Here is a 12419-nt window from a genome sequence, read left to right on the forward strand (position 1 = left end):
CAGGCCGCTCACTGGGAGCCGCGGAACTCCGGTCCCTCCACCACGAGTCCGGCGACCAGCGCACCGGACATCCCCGCGTGCGGCAGCCCCCCGCCGGGGTGCGACCAGCCGCCGACGGTGAACAGGCCCTCCGTGCGCGTGCCGTTCGCCGGGTGCAGCAGCCGTCCGCCGGCGCCCGCGAACGCCGGCACCGGAATCACCCCGTCCGGCGCGCCGGTGTCCGCCGCCACCTCGGCCGGGGTGCGCACCTCGTGCCACAGGAGGCGGTCGCGCAGGTCCGGTACCACCCGCTCCGCCACGTCGATCAGGTGCTCGGCCCGATGACCGGACACCTCCCTGGTGGCCCGGTCCGACGCGCCGCCCAGGGCGGGCACCGCCGCGCTGAGCGTCACCGCCTCGTGGTCCGCGTCCGGGACCAGCGCCGGGTCGTCGGGCCGCAGGACCGTGACGGTCGGCCGCGCGGCCATCCCCGGGACGGTGCCGAACAGGCGGTCCAACTCGGCCTCGCGGTCCGCCGCGTGCACCACCGTCCGGTGCGCCGTGCCCCCGGGGCGGCCGCCCCGCAGCGCCAGCAGCACCGTCAGCCGGCTCGACCCGCCGCGCCGCGCCGGCACCTCGTCCCCGCCGCGCACCGGCGCTCCGCCGCACAGGCGGTCCAGTACCTCCGGCGGCACGCCGGAGACCACGAACTCGGCCTGCGCCGCGGCACCTTCGGCCAGCTCCACGCCCGCCACCCGGCCGTCCTTCTCGGCGATCCCGGTGACCTCGGCCCCGAAGCGGAACTCGACCCGGCGGGCCAGGCACCGCTCGTACACCGCCCGGGCCAGCTCCCGCAGCCCGCCGCCGCGCACGTACCAGACGCCGAACGCGTACTCCATGTACGGCAGGACCGCGGTGTTCGCCGGGGCGGTGCGCGGGTCCAGGCCGTGGGCGAGCGCGTGGCTCTCCAGCAGGGCCGCGAGCCGGGCGTCACGCAGCTCCCAGGCGCCGACCTCGGCGAGCGTGCCGGCCCGGCGGGTGCGCAGCAGCCGCTTGTGCGGGACCGCCGGGTAGGGCTCGCGCTCGGCCAGCACCCGCCAGTTCGGCCACAGCGGCTCCTCCAGGAGGGGGCGGCGGGTGCGGTCCCAGGTCTCCCGGGCCCGCACAAGGAAGTCGCCCCAGCGCCGCCCGGCGCCCGCGCCGAGCGCCGCGTCCAGGGCGGCGACGACACCGGCCCGCGAGGCGTTCGGCAGCGAGACCTCCGTGCCGTCCGCGAACACGTGCCGGGACGACGGGTCGACCTGGACCAGGTCCACGCACGACTCCAGCGGCTCCTTGCCGGTCTTGACGAACAGATCGCGCCAGACCGCGGGCAGCGGGAGCAGACCGGGACCGGTGTCGAAGGAGAACCCGTCCCGCTCGAACCGGCCCAGGGCTCCGCCGTACGTCCGCGTCCGCTCGTACACCACCACCCGGTGGCCCGCGACGGCCAGCCGGGCGGCCGCCGCCATGGCGCCCATCCCGGCGCCGATCACCGCAATCCGTGCCATGCCAGGGACTTTATCCGCCGCCGCCGGCACCGCCGTGCGAGGGCTGAGTACCGGAGCGGACGTCCAGGTGACCGGTCGGCGGCGCCGCGCCGTGGCGCGGGAGGCCCAGGGGTGAGTAGCTGTACCTAGTGCGGCAGATGAGTACGCGCGCGGATGGGCTGCGACCTGTGGGAACGAGAGAGTGGAGACACGGAGAGGGGCACGGCTCCGGGACCGGCGGCACGGGGCGTCGGAACGGAGCCGGGCCCGCGATCCGCTCCTTCCGCCGACCGTGGTCGGCGGGAGCGAGGCACGGGGGAGCCCGGAGGGACGACCGGCGACGGGAGTTCCGACGGGGGGACGTACGGGGGAGTACGAGAAGGCGCCGGTCCGACGGCGGCCCGCGGGGGACGCGGCCACCACGGACCGGCGTTCTTCGTGCGCGGCCCGCGAGGCCCGTGCGGCCCCGCCCCCTTTCGGTCAGCCCCGGCCGCTCACACGCCCCTGGAGCAGCCGCGACAGCGCGGCGTGCACGTCGTCCAGGGAGCGCTCCGACTGGAAGGCCTTCCAGTCCAGCGCGGCCACCAGGACCATGCCGACGAGCGCGGCGGCGGTCAGCGGCACGTCGATCTCCTCGCTGAACTCACCGCTCGCCACCCCCTCGCGCAGCACGCCCTCCACCACCGCCACAGCCTGCTGCCGGACCACCAGCAACGTGGACTGCCAGGCCCGGTTGGTGCGCCACAGCTCGGCCACGTACAGCTGGGTGAAGGCCGGATAGCGGTCGATGAAGACGAGCCCCGCGCGGATCATCGCGTCCAGGGCGTCGACCCGGCCGCGGCCCTCCCGTGCCGTCCGTTCCGCGGCCTCGCGCAGCGAGGCGGTCAGCAGGCCGACACCGTGCCGCAGCAGCTCCTCGAAGAGGACGGACTTGCTGGCGAAGTTGTAGTAGACCGTGCCCTTCGCGACCCCGGCCCGCTCGGCGATCTCGTCCACGGTGGTGGCGGAGAAGCCCTGCTCGGCGATGAGGGTGACCGCCGCCTCGTAGAGCTTCTGCCGGGTGGCCTCGCGACGGCTGCCGCTCTGCGAGGCGGTGCTGCTGCTTTCCATGGTCCCGATTCTCACAGCACCCCGCCCGGCGCGTTCACCGCAGGCCCGCCCGGAGCCCGAACCGAACTGTCGATCGAATCAAAAGTCCAGGTCAGAACGGATTGTCAGTGCCATACCTCACGATGGGCACATACGGCACCTCCTGCCCGGGGCGTGCCGTCACGGAGACGACAGGAGGATCGTCATGGCCCACTCGTCCGCAGCCGCCGCCCGGCGGCGCCGCGCAGCCGGCCCTGCACCCTCACTGACCGGACCGGCGAGCGACGTGCACCCCGTGCTCCGCCGGACGACCGCCCCGCCCGCCGCCCTCGACCTGCTCGCCCAGGCCCGGGCCGGACTGGAGGAGGCCACCGCCCTCGAAACGCCGAACGAGCGGTACGCGACGGCCCACCTCGCCGCCCTGCGCACCGCCGCCGCCGTGCTGGCCGCGCGCGGCCGCCCGGAGACCAGTCCACGGGCCAGGGCCCGCATCCGCAGCGCCTGGGAGGTGCTGCCCGAGATCGCCCCCGAGCTGTCCGACTGGAGCGCGCTGTTCGCCTCCGGAGCGCGGCGCCGGGCCCGCGCCGAGGCGGGCATCCAGGGCGCCGCGGGCACGCGGGACGCCGACGACCTGATACGCGACGTGGCGATGTTCCTGCGCCTGGTGGAGCGGATGCTGGTCCTCCAGCCGGTCCTGCCCCAGCCCCGCCCCGACGCGGACCCACCGGGCCCGGAGCGGCCCGGCCGCTCCGACGCGGGACCCCCGGGCCGCGACCTGCCGGACGCGGGCTGAGCGCATGACGAAACGGGGTGCTCGGCGGGTGCGGCGCAGGCAATAGGGTGGGAGTCGCCTGAAGCCTCCCCCTCCCGCACCGGGCCGGGGGCGGCAGCCCGTTCCGCTCCGCCCGAGTCCGAGGCGGTGCCGCGCCGAGGAGTCAACTGCCGTGTCGGACCCGATGCGCCCGCCCGCCTCCCAGCCCCGACCGCACACGGCGGCTCCGCGCTCCGAGCCCTCCCGTTCCCGGGCCGCGCTGCGCACCGCCGTGGTCTGGGACGTCCTCCAGGACGCCCTGGACCGCCGGGTCAAGGCCACCGGCCGCCAGACGCTGGACGTCCTCGACACCGGTGGCGGCAGCGGCAACTTCGCGGTGCCCGTGGCCGGCCTCGGCCACCGCGTCACCGTCGTGGACCCGAGCCCCAACGCCCTGTTCGCCCTGGAGCGCCGGGCCGCCGAGGCCGGCGTCGCCGACCGCGTGCGGGGCGTCCAGGGCGACGCCAGCGGCCTCTTCGACGTGGTCGAGCGCGGCGGCTACGACGCGGTGCTGTGCCACGGCGTCCTGGAGTACGTGGACGACCCCGCGGAGGGGGTGCGCAACGCGGTGGCGGCCCTGCGCGCCGACGGCGTCCTCAGCCTGCTCGCCGCGGGCCTGGGCGGCGCCGTGCTGGCGCGTGCCCTCGCCGGCCACTTCACGGAGGCCCGGCAGGCCCTGGGCGACCCGGACGGCCGCTGGGGCACGGGTGACCCCGTGCCGCGCCGGTTCACCGCCGAGCAGCTCACCGGGCTGGTCGAGGCCGCCGGGCTGCGGATCGGCGCCGTGCACGGCGTACGGGTCTTCGCCGACCTCGTCCCCGGTGTGCTGGTGGACACCGAGCCCGGCGCCATGGACGCCCTGCTGAAGCTGGAGGCCGCGGCGGCCGAGCTCGCCGCGTTCCACTCCGTGGCCACGCAGCTCCATGTGCTCGGTGAGACGCGAGGGGCCGACGGGGCCTGAGCGCCCGGTGGGGTAAGGCGCTGATCAGGGGCGCGACTGCAGATGGAGTACGCCACAGGCCCCCCGAACGGGGGGCAGTCGCCGTATGATCGAGGGAGACCGCCCGGCATGACGGGTCGGCCGCTGGGGAATGGGAACTTCAGCGAGCCGGTACGGCCATGACGGAGTCCGGTTGGTCAATTGGCGCAGAGGGGCGGGTTTCACGGGGGCGATTCCCTGCCTATCCTGAAGGGACCCCCCGGGTCGCCCCGGCGACTGCACGATGAGGAGGACTCCGTGCCGCTCTCGGAGCACGAGCAGCGCATGCTCGAGCAGATGGAGCGAGCGCTGTACGCCGAAGATCCCAAGTTCGCGACAGCGCTCGAGGGAAGCGGGCTGCGTACGTACACCCGGCGACGGGTCTACCAGGCGGTCGCGGGCTTCCTCGTAGGTATTGCGCTCCTCATGGCCGGTATGGTCGCCCAGCAGGTGTGGCTCAGTGTGGTGGGCTTCCTCGTCATGCTGGGCTGCGCGGTGCTCGCCGTAACCGGCTGGCGCAAGGCCCCCAAGCCGGGCGAGCAGCAGCAGGCGGCCGGTGCCGGTCCGCAGGCCGCACGCCGCCAGGGACGACAGAAACGCTCCATGATGGACCGCATCGACGAACGCTGGCAGCGTCGCAGAGATGAGCAGCAGGGCGGCCAGTAGCGCCGCCGAGCAGCTGCTCACCAGGACATCCGCGTGAGGGGGTGACCACCGTCCGGGTGGTCACCCCCTCACGCGCGCCCATGAGCGGCTCCTGAGGGCGCCATCCCGCGGCGGCACGGACGCCACCCCCCTCCGCGAGTCGGTCCCACCGGCGGCCGACGGGCTCACCCCAACGGCCGGACGCCACGCGCTCCGTTCTCCCGGCCCGGCGGGATCGGGCCACGGGCCGGGCGGTTCCGGCCGAAACCGGTCGCCGAGTACAGCCCGCCCGCCCGGTCCGCCCGGGCCTCCGGGACCGGCGGCCCTTCGCGGAGGGATCAGCCCTGCTGGTCGGAGGGCTTGCGCCATACCGGGCGGGACGCTGCGGCCCGCTGTTTCAGGGCCGTCCACCGGGCCGACACTGTCCAGGTCACCCGGATGGCCGAACGCGGGGCGAACCGTGCGCGCAGCCGAGTGCCGCGGCCGACCGCGGCCCGCAGACCGGCGGTCGCCAGCCGGGCGTCCTCCGTCAGCCCCGCCGTCAGGCGCGGGTGCGGCGCGTAGAGGACCTGCTCCACGGCGTCCGCCACCCGGTGCACCGCCTGTGCGGGGGTCGCGTCGAGCCGGCCCAGCCGGACGATGCGGGCCGCCGCCTTGCGCGGGGTCTGCGACTCCTGGGGCAGGATGCCCAGATCCCACGCCGTGTCGGTCAGCTCCTGCCACACCGCGAGGGTGTGCGGAGCGGCGTCCTCCGCGGCGCGGCCGTGTGCCCCGAGCCGCACCGCCCGGGCGCGCAGCCGCCACAGCATCGGCGCGAGCGGGATCAGCAGCACCACGAGTCCCGCCAGGGCCCAGGCCAGCAGCGCGTACCACTTCGGTCCGTCGCCGCCGGTGACGGGCGCGGCCACCGCGGACTCGCTGGAGCAGGCGTCCAGCTTCTTGTCCTGCGGGGAGCAGGTGTCGCTCGACGAGGGCGCCGCGGACGGCTCCGTCTCCGTGTTCCGCGACGGCAGGGCCGGGTCGGGCACCGAGCTGCCGGGCCGGTCCGTGATGGTGTACGACGGGGTCGAGCCTCGGGTCGGCGTCGGCTCGAAGCGGGTCCAGCCCACGCCCTCGAAGTAGACCTCGGGCCACGCGTGCGCGTCCCGCAGCCCCACGGACACCGAGCCGTCCGCCTGCGGGGAGCCCGGTGCGAAACCGACCGCGACCCTGGCCGGAATGCCCAGGGAGCGGGCCATCGCCGCCATGGCGAAGGAGAAGTGGACGCAGAAGCCCTCCTTGTCCTTCAGGAACCGGGCGATCGCGTCGGATCCGCTGCCGACCTTGACCTGGGTGTCGTACTCGAAGCCGCCGTTGACCGCGAAGTACTCCTGGAGCCTGACCGCCTGCTGGTAGGGGTTCGCGGCGCCGGCGGTGACCTCGCGGGCGGTCCGGGAGACCACCGCGGGCAGCGAGTCCGGCAGCTGCGTGTACTCGCGCAGGAGCGCCGCCGACGGCACGGGCGCCGCGGCGAGCTGCTCCGCCGTCGGCTGCACGTTCAGGCTGCGCACCTCGTACCGCAGCCCGCGGGTGTTCTGGCCGTGGTCGCCGACCAGGGTCATGCCGACGGGTTCGTAGCGCCAGTTTCCCGCGACGCGGACGCCGCTGGGCGGGTAGGGCATGGGCAGCCAGTCCTGGGCGTACCAGTCGGCGGCCGAGACCAGGGTCCGGATCTCCGTGCGCCGGGTGTCGGCACCGAGCCCGGCCGGCGTGGGGAACGTGCCGTCCGGCACGGCGGTGATGTGCCGCTTGGACGGCTTCCAGGTGGTGCCGTCGAAGTCGTCCAGCGACACGATGCGCAGGTACAGGTTGGACAGGTCCTCGGAGTCCGTCTGGACGGAGAGGACCTGGCGGTCCTCGTTGACGTTGAGGCTGTCCCGCAGGGAGACCAGCGGGTTCACCGCGGAGATCGTGCCGCCGCCACCGGTGCCGGAGCCCACGCCGCCCCGGGCACCGTCCAGCAGCCCGCCGTCCATCGCGGGCAGGGCGAGCGGCACCACCAGGGCGATGCCCAGCGCGAAGGCGCCGATGCGCCGTCCGGTGCGGACCGGGGCGAAGGCGCGCCCCTGCTCCGGACCCGGGGCGCGCGACGAACCGCCGAAGACCCGGCCCCACTGCGAGAGCCGGTCGCGTCCCTCGGCCAGGAGCAGCATCAGATAGCCGACCGCCGCGACCAGGAACCACAGCCAGTCGGCGCCGCCCTCGGACAGCCCGGCGGCCACCGAGTAGAGGGCGAGCAGCGGCAGGCCGGCCGGGGCGGCGCTGCGGAAGGTCACCGCGAGGGTGTCCACCAGCAGCCCGACCACCAGGACGCCGCCGACGAGCATCAGCCGGATGCCGTCGGACTCCAGCGGCGCGGGGATCGCGTACCGGGCGATGTCGTCGCCGCCCTGCTGGAGCAGGTCGGCGAAGCGCTGGAAGGCCTGCGGGCCGGGGACCAGCCCGGCGAACGCCTGCTCCCGGGCGAAGACCAGGGTCAGCAGCACCAGCGTGACCAGGGCCTGTGCCGCGATGGTCAGCGGCCGCGCCAGCGGCACCCGCCGGGCCACCGCGCCCACGACCGACTGCACCGCCAGCAGGACCGCCGCCTGGAGGATCCACGTGGCCGGCTCGACCAACGGCAGCAGCGCGCACGCCGCCATCAGGGTGGCCGCCCAAGCGCACACGGCCAGCCGCGCCCGCCCGCTCATCGCGTCCCCTTTCCGCCGGCCGGCGTGGTGAGGGTGGTGCGTTCGTGGTCGGCCAGGCGCCACATCTCCTCGACGGTGGCGCCCCGCGGGACGGTCACCGCGGTCCAGCCCGACTCGCGGAGCATCCGCAGGCGCTCCCCGCTCCCGTCCAACGGGCCGGGCCCGTCGGCCGGTTCCCGTGCCCAGGCCTCGCTGTCCAGGACGAAGGCGACGGCGCCGCCGCTGCGCTGCCGCATCTTGGCCGCCACCGTGGCCTGCTCCTCGTCCAGGTCACCGAAGAACGCCACCAGCAGCCCCTCGTTCCCGCCGCGCAGTACGTCGTACGCCCGCGACAGACTCGTGCCGTCGGAGTGGTCGATCACGGCGAGGGTGTCCATCATCAGCCCGGCCGCGTCGGCGGTGCCCTGGCCGGTACCCGCGAAGCCGTCGGCACCCTCGCCCGGCACCGAGTTGCCGCTGTCGGTGAGCAGCCGCACGGAGAAGCCCCGCTCCAGCATGTGCACCAGCACGGACGCCGCACCCGACACCGCCCACTCGAAGGCCGAGTCGGGGCCGCCGCCCTCGAAGGCCACGACCCGGGTGTCGAGGAGCACCGTGCAGCGGGCCCGCTGCGGCTGTTCCTCGCGGCGCACCATCAGCTCGCCGTAGCGCGCGGTGGAGCGCCAGTGCACGCGGCGCAGGTCGTCGCCGTACCGGTACCCGCGCGGGATCACGTCGTCGTCGCCGGCCAGGGCGAGCGAGCGCTGCCTGCCCTCGCCGTACCCCTTCGCCTCGCCGCTCAGCCGCACCGGCGGCAGCGCCGCCACGCGCGGGATCACGGTCAGCGTGTCGTACGTCGAGAAGGAACGGGTCAGCTCGCACAGGCCGAACGGGTCGGTCAGACGCAGTTGCAGCGGGCCCAGCGGGTAACGGCCGCGCAGGTCGGAGCGGACCCGGTAGGACACCTCGCGGCGACCGCCGGGCTCCACCCGGTCGAGTACGAAACGGGGGCGCGGCCCGAGCACGTAGGGCACCCGGTCCTGGAGCATCAGCAGACCGGTGGGCAGCCGGGAGACGTTGTCGACGCGCAGATGGACCCTGGCCTCGCTGCCCGCGGGCACCCGGCCGGGGGAGAGCCGGCGACTGCCCGCGACCCGGTAGCGCGTGCGGTAGAGCACGGCCGCGCAGACCAGCGGCAGGGCGCCCAGGAGCAGCCCGACCCGCAGCAGATCGCTCTGCCCCAGGACGTACGCGCAGACCGCGGCCGCGATGCCGGCCGCCAGGAAGGAGCGTCCGCGGGTGGTCAGACCGGCCAGGGCGGTCCGGATGCCGCCGCCCTCGCCCCGGTCGGCCTCGGACCGGTCCGTCCCCCCGGCGTCCATCACAGCCTCCGCGGCGGTTGCTGACCGTAGGCCGACGTGCCGCGGCCCATGCCGAAGCCCGTCTGCTGCTGGGGTTCGGCGGGCACCGGGGTGCGCTGCACGATCTCCTCGACGACCTGCTCGGCGGTGCGGCGGTTGAGCTGGGCCTGCGCGGTCGGCAGCAGCCGGTGGGCCAGGACGGCGACCGCGAGGGCCTGCACGTCGTCCGGCAGCGCGTAGTCCCGGCCGCTCAGGGCGGCGGACGCCTTCGCCGCGCGCAGCAGGTGCAGCGTGGCGCGCGGCGAGGCGCCGAGTCTGAGGTCGGGGTGGGTGCGGGTGGCGGAGACCAGGTCCACCGCGTACCGCCGCACCGGGTCCGCCACGTGGACGCCGCGGACCGCCTCGATCAGCTTCAGGATGTCGTGCGCGTGCGCCACCGGTTGCAGGTCGTCCAGCGGACTGACCCCGCCGTGCACGTCGAGCATCTCCAACTCGGCTTCCGGACTCGGATAGCCGATGGAGACCCGGGCCATGAAGCGGTCCCGCTGGGCCTCCGGCAGCGGGTAGGTGCCCTCCATCTCGACCGGGTTCTGCGTCGCCACCACCATGAACGGGCTGGGCAGCTCGTAGGTCTGGCCGTCGATGGTGACCTGGCGCTCCTCCATCGACTCCAGCAGCGCCGACTGCGTCTTCGGCGACGCGCGGTTGATCTCGTCGCCGATCACCACCTGCGCGAAGATCGCGCCCGGCTTGAACTCGAAGTCCCGGCGCTGCTGGTCCCAGATGGACACCCCGGTGATGTCCGAGGGCAGCAGGTCCGGCGTGAACTGGATCCGGCGCACCGAGCAGTCGATGGACCGCGCCAGCGTCTTGGCCAGCATGGTCTTGCCGACGCCCGGCACATCCTCGATCAGCAGGTGCCCCTCGGCCAGCAGCACGGTCAGCGAGAGCCGTACGACCTCGGGCTTGCCCTCGATCACGTCCTCCACCGAACCGCGGACCCGCTCGACCACAGCGGTCAGATCTTCCCCCACGCTTCCGTACGCACGCGCGGCGGCGCCTCCACGGCTCGCCTGATCGTCATAGGTCGTCACCCGGCCCTCCTCGGCCTTTCCCCGCACTTCCTGGGAAGCGGGAGTACCCCAACATGCCGGGCCGCCCCCGCACCGCGGACCGGCCCACCCCGAATCACGGACGCCGCGCGGAAAAAGTTCCGCGTGACACCACTTCCCGCATTCTTGCCGCCGTTACCGATTCGTGTCACTCGCCTGTGGACAACTGGCCGCGATATGTCGGCCCTTACGGCCTTTGCGGCGCTTGCGCGGCGGGATCACCGGGGCGGGCCACCGGATCAGGCCGGGTCGACCTCGCGCAGCAGCCCGGTCTTCACGTCGAAGACGAAACCGCGTACGTCCTCGGTGTGCAGCAGGAACGGCGAGGTGCGCACCCGCTCGATCGACTGCCGCACGTCCTGGTCGGCGTCCCGGAAGGCCTCCACCGCCCACGCCGGACGCTGGCCGACCTCCAGCTCCAGGTCGTGCCGGAACTCCTCGGTGATGGTCTCCATGCCGCAGCCCGTGTGGTGGATGAGGGCCACACTGCGGGTCCCCAGCGCCCGCTGGCTGATGGTCAGGGAGCGGATCACGTCGTCGGTGACGACACCGCCCGCGTTGCGGATCGTGTGGCAGTCGCCCAGCTTCAGACCGAGCGCGGCGTGCAGGTCCAGGCGCGCGTCCATGCAGGCGACGACCGCGACCCGCTGTACGGGGCGCGCGTCCATCCCGGGGTCGGTGAACGCCGCGGCGTAGCGCTCGTTCGCCTCGACGAGCCGGTCGGTGACGGTGTGGTCTATGGCGGATTCCGGGCCCGCGGGTACCGATGCAGAAGTCGTCATATCCATGACGTTACTGGCCGTCCCCGGCCGTGGCCCGCTGCGAAGCGGTACAAAGAACGTCATCGGGGCTTGTTGTGAGCCAACCCACAGGGTGGTGCGGATGCGGCCGTCCGAGTGAAAAGCCGCGCTGTGCCGGTTTGCGGACGCCGGGGTCCGCGACGCGCAGGCCGGTTGATTGACCGGGCGACACGGTGGACTAAAGTGACGCGAAGCGGGAGGCGAGGTCCTCCCTGCTGGACTGAAATCCCCGGAGACCTGGGCGACGTCCCGCCAGATCTCCCCACGTGCGCGGCGCGTACGTACGGCTCGGCCTCCTCCCGCTCCCGGCCGGCCGACGCTCTTGGCGCCGGCAGGCCTCCCCTTCAGATGCGAGCGGGAGGGGACCCGGCGGTGCGTGACGCCGCGCCGGACCTGAGAGGCCGCCCCACTTGAGCCAGAGTCGACACGTCCCGGTGATGCTCCAGCGGTGTCTGGACCTGCTGGCGCCCGCCCTCCAGGAGCCGGGAGCCGTGGTCGTCGACTGCACGCTGGGACTCGGCGGGCACAGCGAGGCACTCCTCGAACGCTTCCCCGAGGCCCGGCTCGTCGCGCTCGACCGCGACAAGGAGGCCCTGCGCCTGTCCGGCGAGCGGCTCGCCCCGTACGGCGAGCGCGCGACCCTCGTGCACGCCGTCTACGACGAGCTGCCCGACGTCCTCGACCGGCTCGGCACCCCCCGCGTCCAGGGCGTGCTGTTCGACCTCGGCGTCTCCTCCATGCAGCTCGACGAGGCCGACCGCGGCTTCGCCTACGCCCAGGACGCCCCGCTCGACATGCGGATGGACCAGAGCACCGGCATGAGCGCCGCCGAGGTCCTCAACACCTACCCGCCCGGCGAACTCGTCCGCATCCTGCGGGCGTACGGCGAGGAGAAGCAGGCCAAGCGGATCGTGTCCGCCGTCGTGCGCGAGCGCGAGAAGGAGCCGTTCACCAACAGCGCCCGCCTGGTGGAGCTGATCCGCGCGGCGCTGCCGCAGGCCGCCAAGCGCACCGGCGGCAACCCGGCCAAGCGCACCTTCCAGGCCCTGCGCATCGAGGTCAACGGCGAACTGTCGGTCCTGGAGCGGGCGATCCCGGCCGCCGTCGAGTCCGTCGCGGTCGGCGGGCGGATCGCCGTGCTGTCGTACCACTCGCTGGAGGACCGGCTGGTCAAGCAGGTGTTCGCGGCCGGCGCCGCCAACACCGCGCCGCCCGGCCTGCCCGTCGTCCCCGAGCAGTACGCGCCGCGGCTCAAGCTGCTCACCCGCGGTGCCGAACTTCCCACCGAGGAGGAGATCGCCGAGAACCGGCGGGCGGCACCGGCACGGCTGCGCGGCGCCGAGCGCATCAGGGAGTCCCTCGGGTGAAGGGGGTTCCTCGGGTGCGGCGAGCGAGTCAGGCCAGGC

The 12419-nt window shown here is 74.3% G+C and carries 10 protein-coding genes; 4 read left to right on the top strand and 6 right to left on the bottom strand.

Annotation, left to right across the window (positions count from 1 at the left end; all coding sequences use genetic code 11):
* Window positions 1-8 precede the first annotated feature (8 nt).
* Together B9W62_RS28525 and B9W62_RS28530 are read right to left on the bottom strand one after the other, a co-directional pair.
* Window positions 9-1529 carry a phytoene desaturase family protein gene (locus B9W62_RS28525; protein ID WP_087809833.1) on the bottom strand — a complete coding sequence of 507 codons (1521 nt, stop codon included), beginning with the start codon at window positions 1527-1529 and terminating at the stop codon, window positions 9-11.
* 459 nt (window positions 1530-1988) lie between these two features.
* Entirely contained in the window at window positions 1989-2618 is a 630-nt protein-coding gene (locus B9W62_RS28530; protein WP_087809834.1) for a TetR/AcrR family transcriptional regulator, read from the bottom strand.
* Between the two features lie 184 nt (window positions 2619-2802).
* Here B9W62_RS28530 and B9W62_RS40340 point away from each other — a divergent pair, with 184 nt between their 5' ends.
* The 3 genes from B9W62_RS40340 (at window position 2803) to B9W62_RS28545 (ending at window position 5053) form a co-directional block, all read left to right on the top strand.
* Window positions 2803-3390, top strand: a complete 588-nt coding sequence (locus tag B9W62_RS40340) for an SAV_6107 family HEPN domain-containing protein (protein WP_160166069.1) — start codon at window positions 2803-2805, stop codon at window positions 3388-3390.
* A gap of 151 nt (window positions 3391-3541) precedes the next feature.
* Complete coding sequence (locus tag B9W62_RS28540) at window positions 3542-4369, top strand: methyltransferase (protein WP_179235717.1); 828 nt, start codon at window positions 3542-3544, stop codon at window positions 4367-4369.
* A 276-nt stretch (window positions 4370-4645) separates the two neighbouring features.
* Window positions 4646-5053: a spore wall synthesis complex protein gene (locus B9W62_RS28545; protein WP_011028137.1), complete on the top strand. Its 408-nt coding sequence runs from the start codon at window positions 4646-4648 to the stop codon at window positions 5051-5053.
* A 317-nt stretch (window positions 5054-5370) separates the two neighbouring features.
* Here B9W62_RS28545 and B9W62_RS28550 read toward each other — a convergent pair whose 3' ends face one another.
* From B9W62_RS28550 to B9W62_RS28565, 4 genes are all read right to left on the bottom strand, one after another.
* Complete coding sequence (locus B9W62_RS28550; RefSeq protein WP_087809836.1) at window positions 5371-7761, bottom strand: transglutaminase TgpA family protein; 2391 nt, start codon at window positions 7759-7761, stop codon at window positions 5371-5373.
* Window positions 7758-9122 carry a DUF58 domain-containing protein gene (locus B9W62_RS28555; RefSeq protein WP_179235718.1) on the bottom strand — a complete coding sequence of 455 codons (1365 nt, stop codon included), beginning with the start codon at window positions 9120-9122 and terminating at the stop codon, window positions 7758-7760. The genes B9W62_RS28550 and B9W62_RS28555 overlap by 4 nt, the downstream gene beginning before the upstream one ends.
* Window positions 9122-10195, bottom strand: coding sequence for an AAA family ATPase (locus tag B9W62_RS28560; RefSeq protein WP_373433710.1), 1074 nt, complete (start codon window positions 10193-10195; stop codon window positions 9122-9124). The genes B9W62_RS28555 and B9W62_RS28560 overlap by 1 nt, the downstream gene beginning before the upstream one ends.
* 257 nt (window positions 10196-10452) lie before the next feature.
* On the bottom strand, window positions 10453-10995 hold the full coding sequence (locus B9W62_RS28565; RefSeq protein WP_087809839.1) for a beta-class carbonic anhydrase: 543 nt from the start codon (window positions 10993-10995) through the stop codon (window positions 10453-10455).
* Between the two features lie 428 nt (window positions 10996-11423).
* On the opposite strand from B9W62_RS28565, the gene rsmH reads away from it, so the two are divergent.
* A complete protein-coding gene (rsmH, locus tag B9W62_RS28570; protein WP_087809840.1) occupies window positions 11424-12380 on the top strand; it encodes a 16S rRNA (cytosine(1402)-N(4))-methyltransferase RsmH in 957 nt (318 codons plus the stop codon).
* Window positions 12381-12419: the final 39 nt, after the last annotated feature.

The organism is Streptomyces sp. CS113, from assembly GCF_002188365.1.
Taxonomy (GTDB): Bacteria; Actinomycetota; Actinomycetes; order Streptomycetales; family Streptomycetaceae; genus Streptomyces; species Streptomyces tendae.